This window comes from Streptomyces sp. NPDC029956, assembly GCF_055574655.1.
Genome location: NZ_JBVHZJ010000016.1, coordinates 77,763 through 103,362, shown reverse-complemented (window position 1 = coordinate 103,362; position 25,600 = coordinate 77,763). Strand labels below are relative to the sequence as shown.

Below are 25,600 nucleotides of genomic sequence, written 5' to 3'. Positions count from 1 at the left end.
GTCGTAGCGCACGGACACGGCGGGGTGCCGCGCCCTGGTCACGCCCTCAGGAGGCCGAAGCGCCGGCGCTCTCGCGACGAGCCTCGTCGTAGCGCTCGCGAGCCCCCTCCACCGCGGCGACCTGTCGCTCGGACCAGCGGGCCAGCTCCCAGACCTGGCGGGCGGCCTCCTCGCCGGCCCCGGTGAGGCTGTAGTCGACGCGCGGCGGGATGACGGGCTTGGCGTCGCGGTGGACGAAGCCGTCGCGCTCCAGGGTCTGGAGCGTCTGGGCGAGCATCTTCTCGCTGACGCCGCCGATGTGCCGGCGCAGCTCGCTGAAGCGGTACGAGCGCTCCAGGAGGGCCGCCAGGACCAGAACGCCCCAGCGGCTGGTGACGTGCTCCAGGACGAGCCGCGAGGGGCACATCTGCTGATTCACGTCGGGCTTCTCGGATCGCGGGCTTACTCCCATGCCAGTACCTTACTTCAAAGTGGGTACTTTCGAAAGGTTAGCGCCCGACGTACGGTGAGTGCATCGCCCTTCGCACCCCACCGGAAAAGGACACACCATGAGCCTCGTCGTCACCGGAGCCACCGGCCAGCTCGGCCGTCTCGTCATCGACGCCCTCCTCTCCAGCCCCACCGTCCCCGCCGAGTCCGTCGTCGCCGTGGTCCGCGACAAGGCGAAGGCCGCCGACCTCGCGGAGCGCGGTGTCGAGCTGCGGATCGCGGACTACAGCAAGCCGGAGACCCTGGCCGGAGCCTTCGAGGCCGGCGACCGGGTGCTCCTCGTCTCGGGCAGCGAGGTCGGGCAGCGCGTCGCCCAGCACTCCGCCGTGATCGACGCCGCCAAGGCCGCCGGCGTCGCCCAGCTCGCGTACACCGGTGTCCTCGGCGGCGACGAGGCCGACTTCGACCTGGCCGCCGAGCACAAGGTCACCGAGCGGCTGATCCTCGACTCCGGACTGCCGTACACCTTCCTCCGCAACGGCTGGTACACCGAGAACTACACCGCGAACCTCGCCCCCGTCCTGGCCCACGGCGCCGTCGTCGCCAACGCCGGCGAGGGCAGGATCGCCTCCGCCGCCCGCGCCGACTACGCCGCCGCCGCGGCCGCCGTCCTGGCCGGACCCGCCGAGGAGCACCTGAACAAGGCGTACGAGCTGAGCGGCGACACCGCCTGGTCGCTCGCCGAGTACGCGGCCGAGGTCGCCGCCCAGACCGGCCAGGAGATCACGTACAGCAACGTGCCCGCCGAGGCGCACCTCGCGATCCTCACCGGCGCCGGAGTCCCGGTCCCCTTCGCCGAGATCCTGGTCGACGTCGACCGGGCCGTCGAGCACGGCGCCCTCGCCCGGCAGACGGGCGACCTGACCCGCCTGATCGGCCGCCCGACCACCCCGATCGCCGTGACGATCAAGGAAGCCCTCGCCGGCTCCTGACCACCGCCTCCTCCAGTCATGACCGTATAGCGGTACGGGCATGACAACCCGCCCCGTGCGGCGCTACCTTCGACAGGACAGCGCGGCACAGGGCGGGAGGTCCGGTGAAGACGGAGAACGAGGAACGAGCAGGATTGCTCTACGGGATCGGCGCCTACGGCATGTGGGGCCTGGTCCCGCTCTTCTGGCCGCTCCTCAAGCCCGCCGGATCGGTCGAGATCCTCGCCCACCGCATGGTGTGGTCCCTGGTCTTCGTGGGCGTCGCGCTGCTCGCGGTGCGCCGCTGGGGCTGGATACGCGAGCTCGTCCGCAGCCCTCGCAAGCTCGCCCTGATCACCGTCGCCGCCGCCGTCATCACGGTGAACTGGGGCCTCTACATCTGGTCCGTCAACACGGGCCATGTCGTCGAGGCCTCCCTCGGCTACTTCATCAACCCGCTCGTCACCATCGCCCTCGGCGTCCTCGTCCTGCAGGAACGACTGCGCCCGGCCCAGTGGGCCGCCGTCGGCATCGGCTTCGCCGCCGTCCTCGTCCTGGCCATCGGATACGGGCAGCCGCCCTGGATCTCCCTGACCCTCGCCTTCTCCTTCGCCGTCTACGGCCTGGTGAAGAAGAAGGTCAACATCGGCGGCCTGGAGTCGCTCGCCGCCGAGACCGCCATCCAGTTCCTGCCGGCCCTCGGCTACCTCGCCTGGCTCGGCACCCAGGGCACCCTCGCCTTCGGCTCCCACGGCGCGGGCCACACCGCCCTGCTGGCCGCCACCGGCATCGTCACGGCCGTGCCGCTCGTCTGCTTCGGAGCGGCCGCGATCCGCGTACCGCTGTCGACGCTCGGCCTCCTCCAGTACCTGGCGCCGACCTTCCAGTTCCTCCTCGGGATCCTCTACTTCCACGAGGAGATGCCGCCGGAGCGCTGGGCGGGCTTCTCCCTCGTCTGGCTGGCCCTGACGATCCTCACCTGGGACGCCCTGCGCACGGCCCGCCGGAGCAGGGCGGCGATGGAGGCGGCGAAGGCCGCGGCCGAGGCGGCAGACGCCGTCACGACGGAACCGACTCAGGCGCAGGCACCCGCGGTGTCCCCCGCCCGACCGGCACCCTGACCTCACGCGTCCAGCAGGTCGTGCTCCCGGATCAGCCAACAGACCGCCGTCAGGCGGAGGGTCGCGAAGTCGTGACCGACGGGCGCGGTCCAGTCGACCCCGGTCAGCCAGTCGGTGAACCCGCGGACGTAGTCGGCGAGCTCCTCCCGCCGGACGGTCCGGCCCTGCGGCCCCCGCTGGGCCGGGATCAGGGCGTCGCACACGGCCGCGGCGTGCTGGTCGACGGCAGCCGCGAGCCCCGGCTCGGAGGTCATCTCCGAGAGCCGGGGCATGTACGTGGCGGCGACGTCCGTCAGCGGACAGCCGGGCGAATCGTTCATCCATCCACATTAGGCGCGTACAGGGGCACTCGGGCCGTGAGCTTGGTCGCAGCGACGGTTACCGGCCAGGGGGTCGGTTCCCTCTTGTAACCGTCTCTCCCCTGCGGAATCATCGGGTGCCATGGACGCCACTTCGAAGCCGCCGAGCCACTGCACGGGAACGTACGGGGACGACGGCGATCCCGACCCCTTCCAGTGGGACACCCGGGAGGACTGCGAGGTACGGCAGATCCTCGACCGGGTCGCCGACAAGTGGTCGCTCCTCGTCATCGCCCTCCTCGACCGCCGGGTGCTGCGCTTCACGGAGCTCAAGCGCGAGATCGACGGCGTCAGCCAGCGCATGCTGACCGTGACCCTGCGCCAGCTGGAGCGCGACGGCCTCGTGAAGCGCACGGTCCACCCGGTCGTCCCGCCCCGCGTCGAGTACGAACTGACACCCCTGGGCGGCACGCTGCACACCACGATCCGCTCCCTCGTCACCTGGACCGAGCGGCACCAGAACGAGATCGCGGCGGCACGGGAGGAGTACGACGCACGGGAGGCGGTGCCGGCGTCCTGAGGGGCGCCCCTCACCGTCTGCCGCCGTCCGTCACCGCAGACCACGGATAACCGGTGGCCCCGGCCCCTGACTTCACCCATCCTCATGGCCATGGAAGAAACGAAGTCGGCCACCGACGAGCCGAAGTACCGCATCCGCGCGCTCCACACCGACCGCACGGTCACCGTCTACCAGGCGTACCGGCCCGGGATCGGCCTGCCCGCGGCCCGCGAGGGACGGTTTCCGGCCACCTGGAAGCGGGACCGGATGACATGGATCAAGCCGTCGTTCCTCTGGATGATGTACCGCTCGGGCTGGGGGAAGAAGGAGGGCCAGGAGACCGTCCTCGCCGTCGAGATCACCCGCGAGGGCTTCGAATGGGCCCTGCGGAACGCCTGTCTCTCCCACTACAAGCGCGGCTTCCACCCCGATCAGGACACCTGGAAGCGGGACCTGAGACAGGCACCGGCGCGCGTCCAGTGGGACCCGGAACGCGATCCGCACCTCCGTGCACTCCCGTACCGCTCGCTCCAGCTCGGCCTGTCGGGCGAGGCGTCCCGCCGGTACGCGGACGAGTGGACGGTGTCCGTACGCGACGTGACCCCCCTCGCGCACCGGGTCCACGAACTGGTCCGCACGGGCGACCTGGCGGCGGCCCGGCTCCTGCTCCCGCGCGAAGAGCCCTACCCGGAGCCGGCGGGCCTGCTGGACCACCTGCGCGGGCAGGGGCAGCGGTAGATCAGGCCGCCGGTTCCGGCGTCGGCGCAGTGACGACCGAGAAGTTGAAGTCGCCGGTGCCGAGCATCCCGTAGAGCCGCAGCCACAGCTGCACGAGCTGCTCGGTGGCGCGGGCGCTCGTCAGGTCACCGAGGTCGAGGATCCGGTCGGGGGCCCAGCCGAAGGAACCGAGCAGGCCGGCCACGACGGCCTTGGCGCCCTCGTCGTCACCGCTGAGGAAGACGTTGTGGTGGCCCGGGACGCGGCCGGGCTCGACCATGACCGTGTTGGTCATGGTGTTGAGCGACTTGACGATCCGGGTCTCAGGGAACGCTCGCTGGAGCTGCTCGGCGATGCTGACGCCGTCGGGGGTGACGACCTTGGGCGGGAAGCCCTCGGAGATGTCGAGCCCGTTCGACACGTCGAGGAGGACCTTGCCGCGCAGCCTGTCCGCGCCGACGGACTGCAGGACGGCGAGGGAGACGAGCCCGCCGGTCGCGTTGACGACGAGCTCGGCGGGCCCGGCAACGTCCGCGAAGGTCCCGTGCCCGCCGTGCTCGCCGCCGTACTCATCGGCCCATGCGACGGCCTCGGCGTTGTCGGAGGTACGGGAGCCGATCGCGACCTCGTGGCCGAGGGAGGCCAGCTTGGTGGCGAGCCGACGGCCGACTTCGCCGGTGCCGAGTACGGCGATCTTCATGAGGTGCGCTCCTTCGGGGAGACGGCGGCCGGGATGCCGACCCTATGCCGGACCGCTCGCGGCCGCCGCTCGATTCACACCCCTGGCAGGTCAGAGACCGGACGGGTCGCGGGGGGCGCGCCGCATGGCCCAGAGGGTGGGGCCGCCGCCGGGGAGGGAGGCCTCGCCGAGGACGACGAAGCCGAAGTGCTCGTAGACGGGGAGGTTGTCCGGCTTGGAGGACTCCAGGTAGACGGGCATGCCGGCGGCGTCGGCCTGGGCGAGACCGGAACGCAGCAGCGCGGAGCCGTGGCCCTGACCGCGGGCGGCGGGGTCGGCGCCGATGACGGCGAGGTACCAATGGGGCTCGGGAGGCGTGTGCCCGGCAGCCGCCTCGACGGCCTGACGGAAGAGGTCGGCGCGGTCGCCGAGGATCTCCTGGAGCTCCTGGACGGTGGCGGCATCGGGAACGGCCTTGTCCTGCCCTTCGGGCGCCACCCAGAAGGCGGCGGCCGAGTCGGTGCGCTCGCAGACGCCGTGGAGACCGTACTGCCGGGTGAAGAGGGTGGTGAAGTACCGCCCGAGCCCGGCCTCGCGCGAGGCGTCGTCGGGGAAGAACCAGCGCATCATCGGGTCGTCGCCGAAGGCGCGCGCCAGGACGCCGCTGACCATCGGGGCGTCGTCGATTATTGCCGTTTTCGGAGTGTTCGAGGTAGGCATACGGGCCATTCTGCATGCCGGATGATCTTGATGGAGGGGCGGGGTGGGGGGGATTGTGAGGGGTGCGGATCCTTGGGGTGGCGCCCTTGGGGTGGGCCGGGTGTGTGGGCTTCTGGTGGGACCGCCCTCTCTCCGAGAGTCGCTCCTTCCGGTGGTGCGTCAAGGGCGCTCCCTGCGGTCGCGTCGCTGCGCGATGGCCTTCGGCCACCCTTGACCCACCACCTCCAGGAGCGAAGACACTCTCGGAGGGCGGTCCGGGGGGCGGGGTCCACGCCGGGCTTCGGGCAGCGGTCGGCGTGGGAGGGCGTGTGCCGGTCGGTGGGTGGGGGCTTGGTTTGCGGCGGGGGTGGGGTGGGCTGGTGTCGGTGGGTTCGGGGTGCGCGGTTGTTGGATGGGGCGGTCGGGCTCCGGCTCAGCGGCGAAGGCCGTCCGGGGTGGGGCTTCAGGCCCCGCTGGTCACTCCTGGCGGGTGGGGCGTGAGTAACTGCGCATTACGCCGAGTAACACACGCTGGGATATAGGGACAGACAAGCCGAATCACCCTTTTCGGGCGGTGAAAGTGCAAGAAACTCTCGCGACCCGCTCCCCACCACCCACCAACAGCGACCAGCGGGGCCTGAATCCCGACCAACCAACCACCACAACCCGCTAAGCGCCGCCCAGCTGCCCCATTCAACGACTGCGCACCCCGAACCAAGGCAAGCAGACCCACCGGCCCCGACCACAAGCCAAGCCCCCACCCACCGGCCGACGGGCGCAGGCGGCGAGCGGCCACTGCCCGAAGCCCCGCGCGGCCACGCCCCCCGGGCGCCCTCCGAGTGTGAAAAGGCGGCCTCCGCCGCCGGGTCAAGGGTGGCCGAAGGCCATCGGCGAAGCCGACTTGCCCTTGACGCGGTGGTGGAGGACGCCACACTCGGAAAGAGGGCGGCCGCACCTGACACTCACAAAGCCGGACCACCCTCGACACCTCGCCCCCACCCCTCCCCCCAACCCCCTACAGCCGCCGCACCACCTGCGCCTCCGCCCGCTCCACCGACGCCCGTCCGTGGACGTGGACCAGGGCCAGGTGGAAGAGGGACGGGGCCAGGGGCGCCCAGCGGTGGCGGCGTTCCGGGGCCAGGAGGTGGCGGGTCACGTCCGCGCTGCGGAAGGGTACGTACTCGATCGTGTCGTGCTCCCAGCGATCCGCGACCCCCCTGCTCATCCGGGCCTGCAGTTCGTCGCCGGTGAGTTCGGTGAGGCGGGCGTAGAAGTGCGCGCTCCAGTGGCGCTTGTCGACGTCGAGCACGAAGGCGAGCAGCGACAGCGAGTACTCGTGGGGTTCGATCGACAGTTCCTCCCGCATGCCCCGCCTGGCGACGGCGTGCATGTCGGGGGCGTTGCGGCCGGCCGAGTCGATGTGCCGGGAGAGACCCTCGTTCACTGAGGAGTTCCACAGGCCGGGGGCCATGCGGACGCGCGCGCTCCGGCGGCTGACGACGAGCAGGTGGTCGGCGGTCACGACGGCGACGTTCGCCGCGAAGCTGCACTGGAGGAACGCCGGCGAGGTGAGCGGTGCGTCCGGATCGAGGTAGCGGCCGCGCGGTGTGGTGCCGTCCGCGAGACGTCTGTCGAGCTGCTGGGCGGCGAGGAAGGTGTAGTAGTCCGTGGGCCTCAGCCGCAGGTGGACCTCGGACTGCTCGTCCAGGGCGGTGCGGGAGATCTCGAAGGATTCGACGGCGTACCGGGGCCCGTTCCAGACGGGCCGGCGCTCGCCGGCCGCGACGACCCTGGCCTCCTCGGCCTCGATCTCGGCGCGCCAGCCCGCCATGTCCTCCGGCAACTCGACCTCTCCGTCGAGCACTTGCACATGGATCGACTCGGGTGCGATGGCCCGGTCGCCGTCGCCCTCGACGATGAGGGCGGAGGTGTGGAGCGGCCCGAGGGAGAACGTGTCCCAGGCGCGGCCCTCCCCCTGCCGGTAGGTGAGGCTGCGGACGACTCCGGCGGATCGGCGTCTGACCTTGAACCAGAGGTCCTGGGTCCACTGCTGGAAGAGGGTCGCGAAGACGACTCCGAGGATGGCGCCGACGATTCCGTTCCCGAGATCTATTCCACTCACGGTCAGCAGCGTAGGGCAGCGGAGACCGCCCCGCGATCATGCGCATGGCGACTTCGTCCGGGACCCTCCACCTCCATGTCACCTGTGTCCAGCAGGAGTTGGAACGGGGCGTCGGCGCCGTGCGCGAGTGGCGGCCGGCGAGGCACTTGTTCGATGAGCGAACACACCTGACCGGTTTCCGCTCTTGACGCGGAGTCAAAATCTCACTGAACATTCAGCACGCACAACAGAACATCTGAACACCCAGACAACTGAACACAGCACACGCACTCGCACAGCTCCAACGCCTCGTGGCACTCAAGCCCGAGGCGTCTCGCACGTTCCGTCCCATCCCCGTTCGGAATCCGGAGCCCCCACAGATGACCATCTCCGTGCCCAGACGTGCCACCAAAGCCACCGCGATCGCCGCTCTCGCGGCGCTCGCCCTCGCCGGGCTCACCGGCACCACCGCCTCGGCCAACCCGGCCGCGGCCGCAGCCGCGCCCGACATCCCGCTGGCCAACGTCAAGCAGCACTTGACGGACCTCCAGTCGATCGCCACCGCCAACGGTGGCAACCGCGCCCACGGCCGCACCGGCTACAAGGCGTCGATCGACTTCGTGAAGGCCAAGCTGGACGCCGCCGGCTACACCACCACCGTCCAGCAGTTCACCTCCGGCGGATCCACCGGCTACAACCTGATAGCCGACTGGCCCGGAGGCGACCCGAACCAGGTCCTGATGGCCGGTTCACACCTGGACTCCGTGACCTCGGGTCCCGGCATCAACGACAACGGCTCCGGCTCCGCGGCCGTCCTCGAGACCGCCCTCGCCGTCGCCCGCTCCGGCTACCAGCCCACCAAGCACCTGCGTTTCGGCTGGTGGGGCGCCGAGGAGCTCGGTCTCGTCGGCTCGAAGTACTACGTGTCGCAGCTGCCCACCACCGAGCGCGCCAAGCTCTCCGGCTACCTCAACTTCGACATGATCGGCTCGCCGAACCCGGGCTACTTCGTCTACGACGACGACCCGACGATCGAGACGACCTTCAAGAACTACTTCGCCGGTCTCGGCGTCCCGACGGAGATCGAGACGGAGGGCGACGGTCGCTCCGACCACGCCTCCTTCAAGAACGTCGGCGTCCCCGTCGGCGGTCTCTTCACGGGCGCCAGCCGGGTCAAGTCCAGTGCCCAGGTGCAGAAGTGGGGCGGTACGGCCACGGCCTTCGACCGCTGCTACCACTCGTCCTGCGACACGACGTCGAACATCAACGACACCGCCCTCGACCGCAACAGCGACGCGATCGCACACGCGGTCTGGACGCTGTCCGCCGGCACGACCACGCCGCCCACCGGCACGGTCTTCGAGAACACCGCCGACGTCTCGATCCCCGACAACGGCGCCGCGGTGACCTCGACGGTCAACGTCACGGGTGTCACGGGCAACGCGCCCTCCACCCTCAAGGTGGACGTGAACATCGTCCACACCTACCGCGGTGACCTCGTCGTCGACCTCGTCGCCCCGGACGGCTCGGTCTACAGCCTGTCCAACCGGTCGGGCGGCAGCGCCGACAACATCGTCCAGACCTTCACCGTGAACGCCTCCTCCGAGGTCGCCAACGGCGCCTGGAAGCTCCGCGCCCAGGACAAGGCCTCGGTCGACACCGGCTACATCAACAGCTTCAAGCTGACGTTCCCGTAAGGCCGCGGCGCAGGAACACAAGAACGCCCGGGCGGGTCGGTGAACATCGCCCCCGACCCGCCCGGGGTCCCAACTCTTTTCCGTACAGTTCTACTTGCCGGCGTTCGCCGCGGCCACCAGCGCGTCCTTCGTCACCGCGCCGACGTAGACCCTGCCGTCGTCGGTGAGGAGCGCGTTCACGATCTTCGTCTTGAAGACGGTGCCCGAGCCGAACGCGCCGGTGACCTTGTCGCCGAAGGAGTCCAGGAGCCCCTGGACCTCCTTCGGCGCTTCGTCCGTCCTGGGCGCCGCCGCCCCGGTGTCGATCTTCGCGATCGTCGTCCAGCCCTCGCCGATGACGTTCACGCCGCCCTTGCCGGAGTCGAGGCCCGGACCGAAGCCGCCGAACGCGTCCTCGAGGCCCTCCGGCAGCTGCCCGCCGAACGGGTCGCCCTTCTCGCCCGCCGCCTTCTCCGCCGCGCCCTCGGTCACCTTCGCGCCCTCCGGCGCCTTGAAGGTGAAGTCGGAGGCCGCCGGCTTCGAGAAGTCGACCTTCGTGAAGCCCGCGTCGACGACGGGCTTGCCGCCCTCGACCGAGGCGAGGGTGAACTTCAGCGGGGTGCCGTTCGCCGCGTCCACCGCGATCTTGATCGACTCGACCGTCGACCCGGACTGCTTCGGCTTGATCACCAGCTGGTACGCGTCCCGGCCGGCGACCTTCGCCGTACCGTCGACGGTGATCGACGTGGTGTCGCCCGCCGCCTTCAGGACCTCGTCCGCGAGCTGCTTGGGCGTTCCCGGGAGCTCCTTGCCCTCCGGGCCGTCGTGGGCGCCCGGGGCGTCCGCGTCCGCCGGGGCCTTCTCGTGGAAGACCTCCTTGGACTTGCTGTCGTACGCCCAGACGTCGTCGCCGTTGTGGATCAGGCTGTACTCGTCGGAGCCGTCGAGCAGGGTCAGCTTCTGGCGCTCGGGGCCGTCCGCGGCCACCCGCAGGGTGTGGCTGCCGGAGACGAGCTGGGTCAGCCGCTCCGAGGGGTCGACCGACGTGCTGCCGCCGGCGCCGCCGCCCATCCCGCCGGCGAGGCCGCCGAGGCCGGACGTCAGGCCGTCCAGGGGCAGTCCCAGGTCGGTGGAGATCCGGAACGTGCCGGACAGGGTCTGGGTGTCGGAAGCGGCGATCTTCTCGATGAGCTGCTGGGCGGTGATCTTCGGCAGATCGGGGTCTCCGGACGCCGCCAGCGCCGGGACGAGGCCGATGGTCGCCGCGGCAACTCCTGCCACCGCGACCGGGACGATGTACCGGCTCGCCTTACGGGACTCTGCCATGGTCTCCCCTACCTCCGTGCCCTCACGGGCCCTCGTGGTCGATGTCTCCATCTCACCAAAGGGAAGGGGCGGAAGCGTCAGCCCCGGGGATCAACCTCGCGTACTGCTTCGGGATGACCCGACCCTGAGAGGGGCCGCCGTGCGGCGGACCGTGGCGGCCCGCCCGCGCACCGTTCCCGAAGGGGCCTCAGGCCGCCCTGTGCGTGTTCCCGGAGGCCTCGGCTCCCCGCGGGCCTCAGCCCGCGCGGTGCACCACCGCGTCGCACATCTCCGCGAGGGCGGCCTTCGCGTATCCGTCCGGCAGCGGCGCGAGCATCGCGCGCGCCTCCTCCGCGTACCGCACGGTGTCCCGGCGGGCCTGCTCCAGGGCCGGGTGGGCGCGCAGCCGGCGCAGGACCTCGGCGTGCCGCTCGTCGTCGGTCAGGTCTCCGTCGACGAGCTCGACGAGCTCCAGGTCCTCGGGGCGCCCGTGTGCGGCGGCCGCGGCCCGCAGGTGCAGGACGGGCAGGGTCGGGATGCCCTCGCGGAGGTCGGTGCCGGGGGTCTTGCCGGACTCGTGGGAGTCGGAGGCGATGTCGAGGACGTCGTCGGCGAGCTGGAAGGCGACGCCGAGCCGTTCGCCGTACTGGGTGAGGATGTCGACGACGCTCTCGTCGGCGCCGGACATCATGGCGCCGAAGCGGCAGGAGACGGCCACGAGGGAGCCGGTCTTGCCGCCGAGGACGTCGAGGTAGTGGTCGACCGGGTCGCGGTCCTCCTGCGGGCCGGCGGTCTCCAGGATCTGGCCGGTGACGAGCCGTTCGAACGCCTCGGACTGGATGCGTACGGCCTCGGGGCCGAGGTCCGCGAGCGTGTGCGAGGCGCGGGCGAAGAGGAAGTCACCCGTGAGGACGGCGATCGAGTTGCCCCAGCGGGTGTTGGCGCTGTCGACGCCCCGCCGGACGTCGGCCTCGTCCATGACGTCGTCGTGGTACAGCGTGGCCAGGTGGGTGAGTTCGACGACGACGGCGGAGGGCACGACGCCGGGCGCGTAGGGGTCGCCGAACTGGGCGGCGAGCATCACGAGCAGGGGGCGGAACCGCTTGCCACCGGCCAGGACGAGGTGCTGCGCGGCCTCCGTGATGAAGGGGACATCGCTCTTGGTGGCGTCGAGGAGGCCCGCCTCCACTGCCGCCAACCCGGTCTGGACATCGGCCTCAAGAGCCTGGTCCCGCACGCTAAGACCGAACGGCCCGACGACGGTCACGAGGGGGTCTCCTGTCTGCTGACGCCTGCTGACGTTCCCACGAATCGTTCACACGGATTGCGGGCGATCACGCTGACGATCACATGGATTGTCGATGTGTCGCTCGATTCACTCAAGCCAGCGTATCCGGTCACCTTTCGATCACCGTGGGCGCCTTCCCGTCACCCCCGGTATGTTCGGGATCAGCTCATACGACCAGGAGTATGCGTTTTGTCCCGAACAACGATCGACACCGATACGAACGGCGAGCAGCCTCCCCCCGAGGACGACCACGCCATCCTCGGACACCCCCGGGGGCTGCTGACCCTCTCGGGCCTGGAGGTCTGGGAGCGGTTCTCGTTCCTCGGCATGCAGGCGATCCTCGTCCTCTACTTCGCCGCGGCCGTCTCCGACGGCGGTCTCGGCATGGCGTCGGGCACCGCGGCCTCGGTCGCCGCGGCCTACGGAACGCTGGTCTACCTGGTCTCGGTGGCCGGTGGCTGGCTCGCGGACCGCATCCTCGGCTCGTACCGCGCGGTCCTCTGGGGCGGCATCCTGATCGCCTGCGGCCACTACGCGATGGCCGTGCCCACGGCCGCCATGACCTGGGTGGGCCTCGGCCTGATCAGCGCGGGCACCGGACTGCTCAAACCGAACGTGGCGACCATGGTCGGCAAGCTGTACCGGACGGACGACGACCGCCGGGACGCCGGTTTCGCGCTCTACTACATGGCGATCAACATCGGCGCGTTCGCCGGCCCGCTGATCACGGGCTGGCTCGCCGACCACAAGGGCTACCACTGGGGCTTCTCGGCCGCCGCGCTCGGCATGACACTCGGCCTCGTCCAGTACGTGGCGGGCCGCCGTCACCTGGCCGGCCGCAAACACTCCGCCGAGTTCGCGCTGGCCCCCGAGGCCATGCGGCGGGCGGTCCGGCTGATGGTCGCCGGCACGGTCGCCGTGGCCGTCGTCGCCACCGCCCTCGCGCTCGCGGGCTGGCTGACCATGGACCGGTTCGTGGACGTGCTGACCGTGGTCTCGGTGATCGCGCCGGTCGTCTACTTCTGGGTGATGTTCACGAGCCCCCGCGTCACCGCGGAGGAACGCGGCCGCCTCAAGCCGTACATCGTGCTGTTCCTGGCCTCGGTCGTCTTCAACTTCATCCTCTTCCAGGCGTACTCGACGATGATCCTGCTGGCGTCCACCAACGCCCGTACGACCATCCTCGGCTTCGACTTCCCGGCGAGCTGGTACGCCTCCGCGCTCGGCGCCTTCGAGGTGGCCCTGGCGCCCGTCGTGGCCGCCGTCTGGGCCCGGATGGGGCACAGACAGCCGCACGCCTCCAACAAGATCGCCTTCGGCGTCATCCTCGGCGGTCTGTCGTTCCTCCTGATGGTCCTGCCGACCTCCGGCCACGCCGACGACACGTACCAGATGGCCGCCTGGTGGATCGTCGGCTCGTACCTGCTGCTCGGCCTCGGAGACGTGCTCCTGGAGACCTCCGGGATGTCGGCCACCAGCAAGCTCGCACCGAAGGCCTTCTCCAGCCAGACCATGTCGCTCTGGTTCCTCTCCCTCGCGCTCGCCAACGGCATCCAGGCGCAGACCGTGAAGCTCTACGACGACGTCTCCAAGCCCGTCTACTTCGGAGTGAACGGCGCCGTGGCCGTGGTCGTCGGCCTCGTCGTGATCGCCCTGGCGCCCTGGCTGCGCCGCACCATGCACCCCGTCCGCTGAGGACCGCACACCCGTCCCTTGAGGTGACCTGATGCCGAAGATCCGTACCGAGTTCCCGTACGAGACCCGCCACGAGGACCTCCGCATCCCGCTGCCCGACGGAACCCGGCTGTACGCGCGCGTGTGGCGGCCGCTCACCGACGAGCCCGTGCCGGCGCTCCTGGAGTACCTGCCGTACCGGCTCACCGACTGGACGGCGCCCCGGGACTGGCAGCGCCACCCCTGGTACGCGGGTCACGGCTACGCCTCCGTACGGGTCGACGTCCGCGGCCACGGCAACAGCGAGGGCCTGCCGGGCGACGAGTACGACCCGGTCGAGCTCGCCGACGGCGTGGCCGTCGTGAACTGGCTCGCCGAGCAGCCGTGGTGCACCGGCAAGGTCGGCATGTTCGGCATCTCGTGGGGCGGCTTCAACTCGCTCCAGATCGCCGCGCTCGCCCCCGAACCGCTCAAGGCCGTCGTCACCGTCTGCTCCACCGACGACCGCTACGACAACGACGTCCACTACATGGGCGGCTCGGTCCTCGCCGTCGACATGCACGCCTGGGCCGCCACCATGCTCGCCTTCGTCTGCCGCCCGCCCGACCCGCAGTACGTGGGCGAGGAGTGGCGCGCGATGTGGCTGAAGCGCCTGGAGACCGTGGAGCCGTTCCTGCACACCTGGCTCTCCCACCAGACCCGCGACGCCTACTGGCGGCACGGCAGCGTCTGCGAGGACTACGGCGCGATCCGGGCCGCCGTCCTCGCCGTCGGCGGCTGGCACGACCCGTACCGCGACACCGTCCTGCGGCTCGTCCAGCACCTCCCCCAGGACCGGGTGCGCGGCATCATCGGCCCCTGGTCGCACCAGTACCCGGACCGCGGCCTGCCGCCCGGCCCGGCCATCGGCTTCCTCCAGGAGACCCTGCGCTGGTGGGACCACCACCTCAAGGACGCCGACAACGACGTGATGGCCGAGCCGCTGCTCCGCTCCTGGATCAGCGACTCTCACCTGCCGGCGACGGTGTACGACGAGCTGCCGGGCCGCTGGGTCACCGACCCCGCCTGGCCCTCCCCGAACGTCTCCCCCGTGACGTACGCCTTCCAGGGCGTGCCGGTCGTGGTCGACTCGCCGCAGCAGACCGGGCTCGACGCGGGCCGCTTCTTCCCCTTCGGCAACGACGCCGACCTGCCGCCCGACCAGCGCGACGAGGACGCCCACTCGGCCTGCTTCGACTTCCCCGTCCCGAAGGACGGCGGGCCCGTCGAGGTCCTCGGCCGCCCGTCGGTGAGCCTCGCCCTGCGCACGGCCGCCCCGACCGGGCAGGTCGTCGCCCGGCTCTGCGACATCGCCCCCGACGGGTCCTCCACCCTGGTCACCCGGGGCGTGCTGAACTTCTCCGCCCGCTACGGCCGCGACCGGGCCGTGGAGGCGCAGATCGGCGAGACGGAGAGCTTCGTCTTCGAGCTGAACGGCATCGGCCACGCCTTCGCGCCCGGCCACCGGGTGCGCCTCGCGGTCTCGTCCACGTACTGGCCGTGGATCTGGCCGCAGCCGGACGCGGCGGGCTTCACCCTCGACCCGGCGGGCTCCTCCCTGACCCTGCCGGTTCGCCGCCCCACCCAGGACGCCGTCGGATGGGAGGAGCCGGAGCAGTCGGAGCCGCTCGGCGTGGTCTTCCCGCGCACCCTGGAGGAGCCGCGGCCCGAGCGGGTGGTGGTCAGGGACGTGGCGAAGGGCGAATGGACCCTGGAGGTCGACCCGAGGTACGGCGGCACGCGCGTGTACCCGGACGGACTGGAGTTCACGGAGGACGCGGTGGAGACGTACACGATCGACGAGAGCGGGCCGCTGTCCGCCCGTACGAGCTCGGAGTGGGCGATCCGGCTGCACCGCCCGGAGCTGGCCTGGGACGTCACGGTCGACACCCGCTCGGAGATCACCTGTGACGCGGACGCGTTCTTCACGACGAACGAGGTGGTGTGCAAGGAGGGCGGGGAGGTCGTGTTCCACCGGACGTGGGAGAAGACGATCCCCCGTACGGCGGGCTGAGAGCACGCCGTACGGGGGACCGGGAGGGGCTGGGCCCGGTTACGCGTTCGGGCCGGCCTTGCGGCGACGGGCGATGACCATCGCGCCGGCGCCGAGGGCGACGGTCGCGGCGGCCGCGAGGCCGAGCCGGGTGAGGTTCTCGTTCGCGCCGGTGGCGGCCAGGCTGCCGTTCACCGGGGTGTTCGAGGAGCCGCCCTGCTGGGTGGTGTTGTCGTTGCCACCGGTGGTGGGCGCCGGGGTGGGCGTCGCGGTGGTCTCCGACGGGGTCGGCTCGGGCGTCGGCTTCGGCTTGTCGGTCTTGGCCGCGAGGATGTCGAACTCGGACTGCGCGAACTGATCGCTGTCGCCGCAGTCACCGTCGAACTTCTCGTACGAGCCGAAGCTGAAGATCGTTCCCTCGCCCGCGGGGGCGTCGGCGGGGACCGTGAGGCGGAGCTTCACGTCGTAGTGGCCGCCCTTGACGAGCTTGCCGACCTCGATGGAGTCGAACCTCTCGGTGAACGAGGTCCACTCCAGGTTGTCGGCGGAGGACCACTCGACGGGGATGATCCGCTCGGCGAAGTCCGTCTCGTCGTCGATGACCTCGCCGGGCTCGGGGAGGCGCATGGCGTTGACGGCGACCTGGACCTCCTCGAGGGTCCGCTCGGCGGAGTTGCTCACGCGCAGCGAGAAGGTGGCGCTCTGGCCGGCGGTGACCGTCTTCGGGCCGCTCAGCGCGACCTTGAGGGACTTGAGGGAGTCCTCGTCCTCACAGTCGCCGAAGCCGCCCTCCTCGAACTCCTCCAGGGCCTTCTCGGCGGCGGCGAGGTCGGTACGGGCCAGAATCAGGTCCGCGTCGAGGAGGGAGATCTTCTGAGTGAGAGCGAGGCGCGCGTCGTAGTAGGGCTTCGTGGCCTCCGCCGCCCTCGTGTTGCGGAGCTCGGCGGCGGTCAGATCGGCAGCGGCCTCCTCGACGGCCGTCTTCGCGTCGGCGACCGCCTTCTCGGCCGCCTCCTTCTGCTCCGGCGTGGCGGCCGCGAGGGCCTCCTCGGCCTTGACCAGCTTCTCGTCCGCGTCCTTCTTGGCGGCCTTGGCCGCCAAGAGAGCCTTCCCGGCCTCGGAGACCTCGGTCGCCAGGGCCTCGTCGAGCTTCATGTTCCTGAGCTCGGTCACGAGCGTCACGCGCTGCTTCTCCAGCGCGTCGACCTTCTCCTCCGCCTTCGTGACGGCGGCGAGGAGCTTCTCGTACTCGGCGAAGTCGGGGTCTTCGTCACCCGACGCGGGCTTCTGCGTCGACGCGGGCGTCGGCTTCGTGTCGGCGAAGGCGGGCGCGGCCGAGAGGAACACGATCGGGGTGGTCACGGCGGCGGCCACGGCGGTCGCCAGGATGCGACGAATCTTCACAGTGCGGGACCCTTTTTCCTGGTCAGGGAATGATGAGAGAAGTGCGGGGCGCGCGCCTGCGGCAACCTCACGCGGCGCGATACCACCGTGATCGTATGGCCAGGAACGGCCCTTCGGGAGCCCTGTTTTCGCAGCTCGGAGCAGGGTCGCGCACCCTCCGACCACGCAAAGCACACAAAGCGCCTCAGTTGCCCACGGAGGCCGCACTTTCTGTGTGATCCATGTCATCCCCGCCCGCCTGCGAGCCCCGTAACGTGTCCCCCACACACGTGGAAAGCGAGGCCCGCACCGATGTCCGAGCACAGCCCGCTCGATCTGGCCGAGGGCGATCCCTTCGGCCCGCACAACCTCCCGTACGGCGTCTTCTCCACCGCCGACGAGCCCGACCGGCGCCGGCTCGGCGTCCGGATCGGCGGGCACGTGCTGGACGCGGGTGCCGCGGCGCACGCGCTCGGCTCCCCGTACGCGGCGCTCCTCGACCGGCCCCACCTCAACCCGCTGCTCGCGGCCGGGCGGACCGCCTGGCGTGACGTCCGCCGGGCCCTCACGGCCTGGGTGACGGTGCCCGCGCACCGGGCGGACATCGAGCCGCTGCTGCACCCGCTCGACGAGGTGACCCTGCATCTGCCGTACGAGGTCGCGGACTACGTCGACTTCTACGCGAGCGAGCACCACGCGACGAACGTCGGCAGGATCTTCCGCCCCGACGGCGACGCGCTCACGCCCAACTGGAAGCACCTGCCGATCGGATACCACGGTCGCGCGGGAACGGTCGTGGTCTCCGGCACCGATGTCGTCCGCCCCTCGGGGCAGCGCAAGGCCCCGACGGACCCGGCCCCGGTCTTCGGCCCGTCCGTCAAGCTGGACATCGAGGCGGAGGTCGGCTTCCTGGTCGGCACCCCGTCGGAGCTGGGCAGGCCGGTCGCGCTCGCCGACTTCCGGGACCACGTCTTCGGTCTGACGCTGCTCAACGACTGGTCGGCGCGGGACGTGCAGGCCTGGGAGTACGTGCCGCTGGGCCCGTTCCTGGGCAAGTCGTTCCAGACCTCGGTGGCGGCGTGGGTGACGCCCCTGGAGGCGCTGGACGCCGCCCGGACCGCCCCGCCCGCGCGGGACTTCCCGCTCCTTCCGTACCTGGACGACGCGGACGAGGAGGAGCCGGGCGGCTTCGACGTGCGGATCACGGTGGAGATCAACGGCGAGGCGGTGGCCGAGCCGCCGTTCTCCACCATGTACTGGACCGCCGCGCAGCAGCTGGCCCACATGACGGTGAACGGCGCCTCGCTGCGTACGGGTGACCTGTACGGCTCCGGCACGGTGTCCGGGCCCGAGGTGAACCAGCGCGGTTCGCTGCTCGAACTCACCTGGAACGGCCGCGACGCCATCGAACTCGCCGGTGGCAAGCGGACGTTCCTGGAGGACGGCGACGAGGTCGTCATGACGGCCTGGGCGCCGGGCCCGGACGGCACGCGGGTGGGTCTTGGCGAGGTCCGGGGCCGGATCGCCCCCTCGGCCTGATCGGCCCGCCTACACGGCCCGCCAGAGCGCGGGCACGTTCGGCGGCTCCCAGCCGGCCTGGCCCGTGTGTGCCTGCAGGCACACATAGGCCGGGCCGCCGTACGTGACGAGGTCGCCCGCCCGGTAGGCGGTCCCTGCGGCCCAACTCCCGCCGGGCGGCTGGGTGGTCACGGTGGCGGTCGGACTCGGGCCGGGGTTCTGCGGCACGTTCAGGACGAAGTCGAAGGCCGCCTCCTTCGCCGCGCCCGCGTTCCGCACGCTCATCAGGAGCCGGGCGTCGAAGATGCTGTCGGTGTTGTTGCGGGGCTCGCCGGGGAAGTACAGCTGCGAGGTGAGCACCGGGCGCCCGGGAGCCTGCACCTTGACGTGGAGGTGCCGGGTGCGGCCCGGATAGAGGCCGGGCACGATCGTGGTCAGCTTGAACGCGCCCTGGGCGTCGGTGAACTGGTGCCCGCGGAACCGGAAGCCGGTGTTGTCGTAGGCGCCGTTGGTGTCGGCCTGCCAGAAGTCGAGCAGGGCGCCGGCTATCGGCCGGCAGGCGAGCCCGAAGACGTAGCCGCTCACCGTCAGCCGGACGCCGACCGTGCCCGACTCCAGCAGGCTGTTCCGCAGGGGCGAGTTGGGCTTGAAGTACGGGCCCTCGGTCTGCGGCGGGGTGGGGTCGTCGCCGTCGTCGCACTCCGGCGTGAGCGGGGGCGCCGTCTCGCCCGCCGTGAGCGTACGGGCGAGCGCCGGTACGCCCATGAGGACCGCGGGCGCCGCGATGCCGGCCGCGATCGCGGCCCGCAGCACCGCCTTGCGGGTGACGTGCCCGGTACTGGTCTCGTTGTCCATGCCTGGCTGCTCCTCGCGTGGGGGCTGAGGGGGGTCGGCACTGAACCTAGGCGGGCCGGGCGCCGCCTTCGATGGACGGATCGCGGCGGTCGTGGTGTTTCCGGTCGCGGCGCGTCTCGTGGGACCTCCGGAAGTCCCCGGGGCTGAGTCCCGTCTCGCGGCGGAAGAAGCGGCAGAAGTACGCGGGGTCGTCGAAGCCGACCCGGGCGGCGACCTGACGTATGGACAGCACTGTTCCGACCAGCAGGCGTTGGGCCTCCCGGGAGCGCGCCTCGCGGAGGAGCGCTCCGGGGGTGCGGCCGGTGGCCGCCCGGACGGCTTCGGCGAGGTAGCCCGGGGTGACGCCGATCAGCTCGGCGCACTCCCGCACGGTCGCCCCGTCCGTTCCGGGCCGGGCGAGGAGGCGGGCGAAGTCCTCGGCGACGGCCGCGGGCCTGCCCGGCGGGGCCGTGCGGGTGCCGGGGCCACGCAGGCGCGCGGTACGGACCAGGAGGACGTGCAGCAGGGAGCGCAGGACGGTCGCGAAGCCGTCGGCGCCGTGCCCGTACTCCTCGATGAGTTCGCCCATCAGGCGGCCGGTCCGCGCGTGCGAGGGTCCGTCGAGGGTGAGCCAGGGCCGCTCGCCGAGGCGGCGCAGGAGGTCCCGGTCGCCGGGGTGGTCGAGGAGGAAGTCCTCGGTGAAGAGGACGACGGTGCCGTCCAGGCCCCGGATGTCCTCCCAGTGGTGCAGCTGTCCGGGCAGGATGAGGCCCAGGTGGGGCGGGTGGAGTTCCCAGCGGGCGAGGTCCACGACATGGGTGCCGGTCCCGGCGGTGACGTGGACGATCTCGTAGAAGGTGTGCCGGTGCGGGAAGGCGGCCCTGGACATCGGGCCGATGGTGTCGAAGGTCCCCACGGCGAAGGGCACCTGGTCGGGCAGCCGGACCTCCAGGCGGTGCATGGGCGGGTCGCCGGCTCTGGGGGTGGCGCAGGGGGTCCCGGGTAAGGCGGTCGTGCCGCTCATGGTGCGGCTCCCTCTCCTCTACTGGTACAGACCACTGGGGGCGGTTCCCACGATGGCACGGACACCTCCCGCGGGTCACCCCCGCGTACGACGAACCCCGCGCACGACGAAGGGCCCGGCTCGCCCCCGAGCCGGGCCCCTCACGCGTACGGCCGGAACTACCGGACGAACACGCTCGCCTGGTTCGCGAGGTCCAGGAAGTACTGCGGCGCGAACCCGAGCACCAGCGTGACCGCCACACCCGCCGCGATCGTGACCGTCGTCAGGGCCGAGGGCACGGCGACCGTGGGGCCGTCGGCCTTGGGCTCGCTGAAGAACATGAGCACGATGACCCTGATGTAGAAGAACGCGGCGATCGCCGAGGAGATCACACCGACCACGACGAGCGCGCCCGCGCCGCCGTCGGCCGCCGCCTTGAAGACCGCGAACTTCCCGGAGAAGCCGGAGGTCAGCGGGATGCCGGCGAAGGCGAGCAGGAACACCGCGAAGACCGCCGCGACGAGCGGCGAACGGCGCCCCAGACCGGCCCACTTGGAGAGGTGGGTGGCCTCGCCGCCCGCGTCCCTGACCAGCGTGACGACGGCGAAGGCACCGATGGTCACGAAGGAGTAGGCGCCCAGGTAGAAGAGGACGGACGAGATTCCGCTGGGTGTGGCCGCGATGACACCGGCGAGCAGGAAGCCCGCGTGCGCGATCGACGAGTACGCGAGGAGCCGCTTGATGTCGGTCTGGGTGATGGCGACGATCGCACCGCCCAGCATGGTGACGATGGCGACGCCCCACATGACCGGCCGCCAGTCCCAGGTGAGGCCCGGCAGCACCACGTACAGCAGGCGGAGCAGCGCGCCGAACGCGGCGACCTTGGTCGCGGCGGCCATGAAGCCGGTGACCGGGGTCGGGGCGCCCTGGTAGACGTCCGGGGTCCACATGTGGAACGGCACGGCGCCGACCTTGAAGAGGAGCCCGGTGAGGACCATCGCGAAGCCGATGAGCAGCAGCGCGTCGTTGCCCATGGTGTCGGCGAGCGCCGGGTTGACGGTGGCGATCGAGCCGTCGACGACCTGGGCGATGGTGGCGTACGAGACGGAGCCCGCGTAGCCGTAGAGCAGGGCGATCCCGAAGAGCAGGAAGGCCGAGGAGAAGGCGCCGAGCAGGAAGTACTTGACGGCCGCCTCCTGCGACATCAGCCGCTTGCGGCGGGCGACGGCGCAGAGCAGGTACAGCGGGAGGGAGAAGACCTCCAGGGCGATGAAGAGCGTCAGGAGGTCGTTGGCCGCCGGGAAGACGAGCATGCCGGCGATGGCGAAGAGGGCGAGCGGGAAGACCTCGGTGGTGGTGAACCCGGCCTTGATCGCGGCCTTCTCGTGGTCGCTGCCGGGGACGGCGGCGGCCTCGGCGGCGAAGGAGTCGACCTTGTGGCCGTGGTCGGCCGGGTCGAGCCTGCGCTCGGCGAAGGTGAAGACCGCGACGACGGAGGCGAGGAGAATGGTGCCCTGGAGGAAGAGGGCGGGTCCGTCGACGGCGATGGCGCCCATGGCCGCGATGTGGGCCTTGGTGGAGCCGTAGCCGCCGGCCGCGAGGCCGACGATGGCGGCGAAGGCGGCGACGAGCGCCACGACGCTGAGGAACACCTGGCTGTAGTAGCGGCCCTTGCGGGGCACGAAGGCCTCGACGAGGACGCTGACGATCGCGGCGCCGAGCACGATGAGTACGGGCGAGAGCTGGACGTACTCGATGTGGGGTGCCGGGATCTTGTCCAGCGGTTCGGCAGCGGTCGTCCACAGGCTGTGGACAGAGGATGCGACGGCTGAGGTGCTCACTTGGCCGCCTCCACTTCGGGGGTGGGGTCCTTCTGCTGGACGTCGGACATGGTGTGCTGCACGGCCGGGTTGACGACGTCCGTCAGCGGCTTGGGGAAGACCCCGAGGAAGATCAGGAGGGCGATCAGCGGGACGACCACAGCCAGCTCACGCACGCGGAGGTCGGGCAGCTCCCGCACCTCCTCCTTCACCGGCCCGGTCATCGTCCGCTGGTACAGGACGAGGGTGTAGAGCGCGGCGAGGACGATGCCGGTGGTGGCGATGACACCGGCCACCGGATAGCGGGCGTACGTGCCGACCAGGACGAGGAACTCGCTGACGAACGGGGCGAGTCCGGGCAGCGACAGGGTCGCGAGACCGCCGATGAGGAAGGTGCCGGCGAGTACCGGGGCGACCTTCTGCACACCGCCGTAGTCGGCGATGAGCCGCGAGCCGCGCCGGGAGATCAGGAAGCCGGCGACGAGCATCAGGGCGGCCGTCGAGATGCCGTGGTTGACCATGTAGAGCGTGGCACCGGACTGGCCCTGGGTGGTCATCGCGAAGATGCCCAGGACGATGAAGCCGAAGTGCGAGATCGACGCGTAGGCGACCAGGCGCTTGATGTCCCGCTGGCCGACGGCGAGCAGCGCGCCGTACACGATGCTGATGAGGGCGAGGACGACGATCGCCGGGGTGGCCCACTTGCTCGCCTCGGGGAAGAGCCCGAGGCAGAAGCGGAGCATCGCGAAGGTGCCGACCTTGTCGACGACGGCGGTGATGAGGACGGCGACCGGGGCGGTCGCCTCCCCCATCGCGTTCGGCAGCCAGGTGTGCAGCGGCCAGAGCGGCGCCTTCACCGCGAAGGCGAAGAAGAAGCCGAGGAACAGCCACCGCTCGGTGCTGGTCGCCATCTCCAGCGAGCCGTTGGCCCGCGCCTCGGCGATCTCGGTGAGCGAGAAGTTCCCCGCGACCACGTAGAGCCCGATGACGGCGGCCAGCATGATGAGGCCGCCGACCAGGTTGTAGAGGAGGAACTTGACGGCCGCGTAGGAGCGCTGGGCCGCCGCGTTCTCGTCGGAGCCCGCGTGGGCGCGGTCGCCGAAGCCGCCGATGAGGAAGTACATCGGGATGAGCATGGCTTCGAACAGGATGTAGAAGAGGAAGACGTCGGTGGCCTCGAAGGAGAGGATCACCATCGCCTCGACCATGAGGATCAGGGCGAAGAAGCCCTGGGTGGGCCGCCACCGCTTGGAGGAGGTCTCCAGAGGGTCGGCGTCGTGCCAGCCGGCGAGCACGATGAACGGGATCAGCAGCGCGGTCAGCGCGATGAGCGCGACCCCGATGCCGTCGACCCCGAGCTCGTAGCGGACGCCGAAGTCCTTGATCCAGGAGTGCGATTCGGTCAGCTGGTACCGCTCGCCGCCGGGCTCGAACCGTACGAAGACGACGGCGGCGAGCACGAGCGTGGCGAGCGAGACGAGCAGCGCCAGCCATTTGGCGGCGGTGCGGCGGGCGGCGGGGACGGCGGCGGTGAGGATCGCACCGACCGCCGGAACCGCTGCCGTCACCGTAAGGAGCGGGAAGGACATGGAAGTTACACCGCCCTCATCAGCAGGGTCGCGGCGATGAGCACCGCCGTACCTCCGAACATGGAGACCGCGTACGAGCGGACGTAGCCGTTCTGGAGCTTGCGCAGCCGGCCGGAGAGTCCGCCGACGGAGGCCGCGGTGCCGTTGACCACGCCGTCGACCAGGGTGTGGTCGACATAGACGAGCGAGCGGGTCAGGTGGGTGCCGCCGCGGACGAAGACGGCGTGGTTGAGGTCGTCCTGGAGGAGGTCGCGGCGGGCCGCCCGGGTGAGGAGCGAGCCGCGCGGGGCGACGACAGGGACGGGCTTGCGCCCGTACTGGACGTACGCGAGGCCGACTCCGATCACCATGACGGCGACGGTGGCGGTGGTGACCGCGGCGGCGCTGATCGGCGGGTGCCCGTGGGCGTATCCGGTGACCGGCTCCAGCCATTCGACGAACCCGGCGAACTCGAAGAACGCGCCTGCGGCGACGGAGCCGACGGCGAGCAGGACCATGGGGATGACCATGGACTTGGGCGACTCGTGCGGGTGCGGCGGGTTGCCGTCCGCGTCGGGCTGCCAGCGCTTCTCGCCGAAGAACGTCATCAGCATCACGCGGGTCATGTAGTACGCGGTGATGGCCGCGCCGAGCAGGGTGACCGCGCCGAGGATCCAGCCCTCGGTGCCGCCCTTGGCGAAGGCCGCCTCGATGATCTTGTCCTTGGAGAAGAAGCCGGACAGGCCGGGGAAGCCGATGATCGCGAGGTAGCCGAGACCGAAGGTGACGAAGGTGACCGGCATGTACTTCCGCAGGCCGCCGTACTTCCGCATGTCGACCTCGTCGTTCATGCCGTGCATGACCGAACCGGCACCGAGGAACAGACCGGCCTTGAAGAAGCCGTGGGTCACCAGGTGCATGATCGCGAAGACGTAGCCGATGGGGCCGAGGCCCGCGGCCAGGATCATGTAGCCGATCTGCGACATCGTCGATCCGGCGAGGGCCTTCTTGATGTCGTCCTTCGCGCAACCGACGATCGCACCGAAGAGGAGCGTGACGGCGCCGACCACGGTGACGACGAGCTGCGCGTCGGGGGCGGCGTTGAAGATGTCGGCGGAGCGGACGATCAGATACACACCGGCGGTCACCATCGTGGCCGCGTGGATGAGGGCCGAGACCGGGGTCGGGCCCTCCATCGCGTCCCCGAGCCAGGACTGCAGCGGCACCTGGGCCGACTTGCCGCAGGCGGCGAGGAGCAGCATCAGACCGATCGCGGTCAGCGTGCCCTCGCCGGTCTCACCGGTCGACGCCAGCACCGGTCCGAAGGCGAAGGTGCCGAAGGTGGTGAACATGATCATGATGGCGATGGAGAGGCCCATGTCGCCGACCCGGTTGACCAGGAAGGCCTTCTTCGCGGCGGTGGCCGCGGTGGGCTTGTGCTGCCAGAAGCCGATCAGGAGGTACGAGGCGAGGCCGACGCCCTCCCAGCCGAAGTACAGAAGCAGGTAGTTGTCGGCGAGGACGAGCAGGAGCATCGCCGCGACGAACAGGTTGAGGTAGCCGAAGAAGCGGCGGCGGCGCTCGTCGTGCTCCATGTATCCGATGGAGTAGACGTGGATGAGCGTGCCGACCCCGCTGATCAGCAGGACGAAGGTCATCGACAGCTGGTCGAGCTGGAAGGCGACGTCCGCCTGGAAGCCCTCGACGGGGATCCAGGTGTAGAGCCGCTGGTGCAGGGCCCGGTCGTCGGCGCTCTTGCCGAGCATGTCGGCGAAGAGCGCCAGGCCGATGGCGAAGGAGGCGGCCGCGAGGAGCGTGCCGATCCAGTGCCCGATCCTGTCGAGCCGCCGCCCGCCCAGGAGCAGGACGGCCGCGCCGAGCAGGGGTGCCCCGATGAGCAGCGCAATGAGATTTTCCACGGTCA

At 70.7% G+C, this 25,600-nt stretch carries 21 protein-coding genes; 8 read left to right on the top strand and 13 right to left on the bottom strand.

What is annotated here, in order from left to right:
• Positions 1-46: 46 nt before the first annotated feature.
• On the bottom strand, positions 47-451 hold the full coding sequence (locus ACZ4XX_RS15670; protein ID WP_468508475.1) for a winged helix-turn-helix transcriptional regulator: 405 nt from the start codon (positions 449-451) through the stop codon (positions 47-49).
• 97 nt (positions 452-548) lie between these two features.
• Between ACZ4XX_RS15670 and ACZ4XX_RS15665 the strand changes: the two genes are divergently transcribed.
• Together ACZ4XX_RS15665 and rarD are read left to right on the top strand one after the other, a co-directional pair.
• Positions 549-1,421, top strand: coding sequence for an SDR family oxidoreductase (locus tag ACZ4XX_RS15665; protein WP_468508474.1), 873 nt, complete (start codon positions 549-551; stop codon positions 1,419-1,421).
• A 104-nt stretch (positions 1,422-1,525) separates the two neighbouring features.
• On the top strand, positions 1,526-2,521 hold the full coding sequence (rarD, locus tag ACZ4XX_RS15660) for an EamA family transporter RarD (RefSeq protein ID WP_468508473.1): 996 nt from the start codon (positions 1,526-1,528) through the stop codon (positions 2,519-2,521).
• Between the two features lie 2 nt (positions 2,522-2,523).
• Here rarD and ACZ4XX_RS15655 read toward each other — a convergent pair whose 3' ends face one another.
• A complete protein-coding gene (locus tag ACZ4XX_RS15655) occupies positions 2,524-2,841 on the bottom strand; it encodes a DUF6401 family natural product biosynthesis protein (RefSeq protein WP_468508472.1) in 318 nt (105 codons plus the stop codon).
• A gap of 121 nt (positions 2,842-2,962) precedes the next feature.
• Here ACZ4XX_RS15655 and ACZ4XX_RS15650 point away from each other — a divergent pair, with 121 nt between their 5' ends.
• Complete coding sequence (locus ACZ4XX_RS15650; RefSeq protein WP_468508471.1) at positions 2,963-3,400, top strand: winged helix-turn-helix transcriptional regulator; 438 nt, start codon at positions 2,963-2,965, stop codon at positions 3,398-3,400.
• An 84-nt stretch (positions 3,401-3,484) separates the two neighbouring features.
• A complete protein-coding gene (locus ACZ4XX_RS15645; protein ID WP_468508470.1) occupies positions 3,485-4,117 on the top strand; it encodes a DUF4291 domain-containing protein in 633 nt (210 codons plus the stop codon).
• Position 4,118: 1 nt separating this feature from the next.
• On the opposite strand, the gene ACZ4XX_RS15640 is transcribed toward ACZ4XX_RS15645, so the two are convergent.
• The 3 genes from ACZ4XX_RS15640 to ACZ4XX_RS15630 all read right to left on the bottom strand — a co-directional run bounded on the left by ACZ4XX_RS15640 (position 4,119) and on the right by ACZ4XX_RS15630 (position 7,596).
• Positions 4,119-4,796 (bottom strand): NADPH-dependent F420 reductase, encoded by a 678-nt coding sequence (locus ACZ4XX_RS15640; RefSeq protein ID WP_468508469.1) that lies wholly within the window; start codon positions 4,794-4,796, stop codon positions 4,119-4,121.
• A 90-nt stretch (positions 4,797-4,886) separates the two neighbouring features.
• Positions 4,887-5,504 (bottom strand): GNAT family N-acetyltransferase, encoded by a 618-nt coding sequence (locus ACZ4XX_RS15635; protein ID WP_468508468.1) that lies wholly within the window; start codon positions 5,502-5,504, stop codon positions 4,887-4,889.
• A gap of 985 nt (positions 5,505-6,489) precedes the next feature.
• A complete protein-coding gene (locus tag ACZ4XX_RS15630; protein ID WP_468508467.1) occupies positions 6,490-7,596 on the bottom strand; it encodes a hypothetical protein in 1,107 nt (368 codons plus the stop codon).
• A gap of 359 nt (positions 7,597-7,955) precedes the next feature.
• Here ACZ4XX_RS15630 and ACZ4XX_RS15625 point away from each other — a divergent pair, with 359 nt between their 5' ends.
• On the top strand, positions 7,956-9,272 hold the full coding sequence (locus tag ACZ4XX_RS15625; protein WP_468508466.1) for a M28 family metallopeptidase: 1,317 nt from the start codon (positions 7,956-7,958) through the stop codon (positions 9,270-9,272).
• Between the two features lie 90 nt (positions 9,273-9,362).
• On the opposite strand, the gene ACZ4XX_RS15620 is transcribed toward ACZ4XX_RS15625, so the two are convergent.
• Together ACZ4XX_RS15620 and ACZ4XX_RS15615 are read right to left on the bottom strand one after the other, a co-directional pair.
• The gene (locus ACZ4XX_RS15620) at positions 9,363-10,577 is read right to left on the bottom strand and encodes a LolA family protein (RefSeq protein ID WP_468508465.1); all 1,215 of its coding nucleotides are present in this window, start codon (positions 10,575-10,577) and stop codon (positions 9,363-9,365) included.
• A 235-nt stretch (positions 10,578-10,812) separates the two neighbouring features.
• Positions 10,813-11,823: a polyprenyl synthetase family protein gene (locus ACZ4XX_RS15615; RefSeq protein WP_468508464.1), complete on the bottom strand. Its 1,011-nt coding sequence runs from the start codon at positions 11,821-11,823 to the stop codon at positions 10,813-10,815.
• 210 nt (positions 11,824-12,033) lie between these two features.
• On the opposite strand from ACZ4XX_RS15615, the gene ACZ4XX_RS15610 reads away from it, so the two are divergent.
• The gene (locus tag ACZ4XX_RS15610; RefSeq protein ID WP_468508463.1) at positions 12,034-13,539 is read left to right on the top strand and encodes a peptide MFS transporter; all 1,506 of its coding nucleotides are present in this window, start codon (positions 12,034-12,036) and stop codon (positions 13,537-13,539) included.
• A 31-nt stretch (positions 13,540-13,570) separates the two neighbouring features.
• The gene (locus tag ACZ4XX_RS15605) at positions 13,571-15,571 is read left to right on the top strand and encodes a CocE/NonD family hydrolase (RefSeq protein WP_468508462.1); all 2,001 of its coding nucleotides are present in this window, start codon (positions 13,571-13,573) and stop codon (positions 15,569-15,571) included.
• Positions 15,572-15,610: 39 nt separating this feature from the next.
• On the opposite strand, the gene ACZ4XX_RS15600 is transcribed toward ACZ4XX_RS15605, so the two are convergent.
• Positions 15,611-16,954, bottom strand: coding sequence for a peptidase (locus ACZ4XX_RS15600; protein ID WP_468508461.1), 1,344 nt, complete (start codon positions 16,952-16,954; stop codon positions 15,611-15,613).
• A gap of 291 nt (positions 16,955-17,245) precedes the next feature.
• On the opposite strand from ACZ4XX_RS15600, the gene fahA reads away from it, so the two are divergent.
• Positions 17,246-18,472 carry a fumarylacetoacetase gene (gene fahA, locus ACZ4XX_RS15595; RefSeq protein ID WP_468508460.1) on the top strand — a complete coding sequence of 409 codons (1,227 nt, stop codon included), beginning with the start codon at positions 17,246-17,248 and terminating at the stop codon, positions 18,470-18,472.
• Positions 18,473-18,481: 9 nt separating this feature from the next.
• Here fahA and ACZ4XX_RS15590 read toward each other — a convergent pair whose 3' ends face one another.
• From ACZ4XX_RS15590 to nuoL, 5 genes are all read right to left on the bottom strand, one after another.
• Entirely contained in the window at positions 18,482-19,306 is an 825-nt protein-coding gene (locus tag ACZ4XX_RS15590; protein WP_468508459.1) for a dioxygenase family protein, read from the bottom strand.
• A 46-nt stretch (positions 19,307-19,352) separates the two neighbouring features.
• Entirely contained in the window at positions 19,353-20,309 is a 957-nt protein-coding gene (locus ACZ4XX_RS15585) for a helix-turn-helix transcriptional regulator (protein WP_468508458.1), read from the bottom strand.
• Between the two features lie 158 nt (positions 20,310-20,467).
• Positions 20,468-22,129: an NADH-quinone oxidoreductase subunit NuoN gene (gene nuoN, locus ACZ4XX_RS15580; protein ID WP_468508457.1), complete on the bottom strand. Its 1,662-nt coding sequence runs from the start codon at positions 22,127-22,129 to the stop codon at positions 20,468-20,470.
• On the bottom strand, positions 22,126-23,697 hold the full coding sequence (locus ACZ4XX_RS15575) for an NADH-quinone oxidoreductase subunit M (protein WP_468508456.1): 1,572 nt from the start codon (positions 23,695-23,697) through the stop codon (positions 22,126-22,128). The genes nuoN and ACZ4XX_RS15575 overlap by 4 nt, the downstream gene beginning before the upstream one ends.
• Positions 23,698-23,702: 5 nt before the next feature.
• Complete coding sequence (gene nuoL, locus ACZ4XX_RS15570; RefSeq protein ID WP_468508455.1) at positions 23,703-25,595, bottom strand: NADH-quinone oxidoreductase subunit L; 1,893 nt, start codon at positions 25,593-25,595, stop codon at positions 23,703-23,705.
• Between the last annotated feature and the right edge of the window lie 5 nt (positions 25,596-25,600).

Coding starts and splice junctions, on each gene's coding strand:
- fahA (WP_468508460.1), top strand. CDS start 17,246: ATGTCCGAGCACAGCCCGCTCGATCTGGCCGAGGGCGATCCCTTCGGC.
- ACZ4XX_RS15625 (WP_468508466.1), top strand. CDS start 7,956: ATGACCATCTCCGTGCCCAGACGTGCCACCAAAGCCACCGCGATCGCC.
- ACZ4XX_RS15665 (WP_468508474.1), top strand. CDS start 549: ATGAGCCTCGTCGTCACCGGAGCCACCGGCCAGCTCGGCCGTCTCGTC.
- ACZ4XX_RS15655 (WP_468508472.1), bottom strand. CDS start 2,841: ATGAACGATTCGCCCGGCTGTCCGCTGACGGACGTCGCCGCCACGTAC.
- ACZ4XX_RS15670 (WP_468508475.1), bottom strand. CDS start 451: ATGGGAGTAAGCCCGCGATCCGAGAAGCCCGACGTGAATCAGCAGATG.
- ACZ4XX_RS15620 (WP_468508465.1), bottom strand. CDS start 10,577: ATGGCAGAGTCCCGTAAGGCGAGCCGGTACATCGTCCCGGTCGCGGTG.
- ACZ4XX_RS15650 (WP_468508471.1), top strand. CDS start 2,963: ATGGACGCCACTTCGAAGCCGCCGAGCCACTGCACGGGAACGTACGGG.
- ACZ4XX_RS15590 (WP_468508459.1), bottom strand. CDS start 19,306: ATGGACAACGAGACCAGTACCGGGCACGTCACCCGCAAGGCGGTGCTG.
- ACZ4XX_RS15605 (WP_468508462.1), top strand. CDS start 13,571: ATGCCGAAGATCCGTACCGAGTTCCCGTACGAGACCCGCCACGAGGAC.
- ACZ4XX_RS15645 (WP_468508470.1), top strand. CDS start 3,485: ATGGCCATGGAAGAAACGAAGTCGGCCACCGACGAGCCGAAGTACCGC.
- ACZ4XX_RS15585 (WP_468508458.1), bottom strand. CDS start 20,309: ATGAGCGGCACGACCGCCTTACCCGGGACCCCCTGCGCCACCCCCAGA.
- ACZ4XX_RS15640 (WP_468508469.1), bottom strand. CDS start 4,796: ATGAAGATCGCCGTACTCGGCACCGGCGAAGTCGGCCGTCGGCTCGCC.
- ACZ4XX_RS15575 (WP_468508456.1), bottom strand. CDS start 23,697: ATGTCCTTCCCGCTCCTTACGGTGACGGCAGCGGTTCCGGCGGTCGGT.
- ACZ4XX_RS15635 (WP_468508468.1), bottom strand. CDS start 5,504: ATGGCCCGTATGCCTACCTCGAACACTCCGAAAACGGCAATAATCGAC.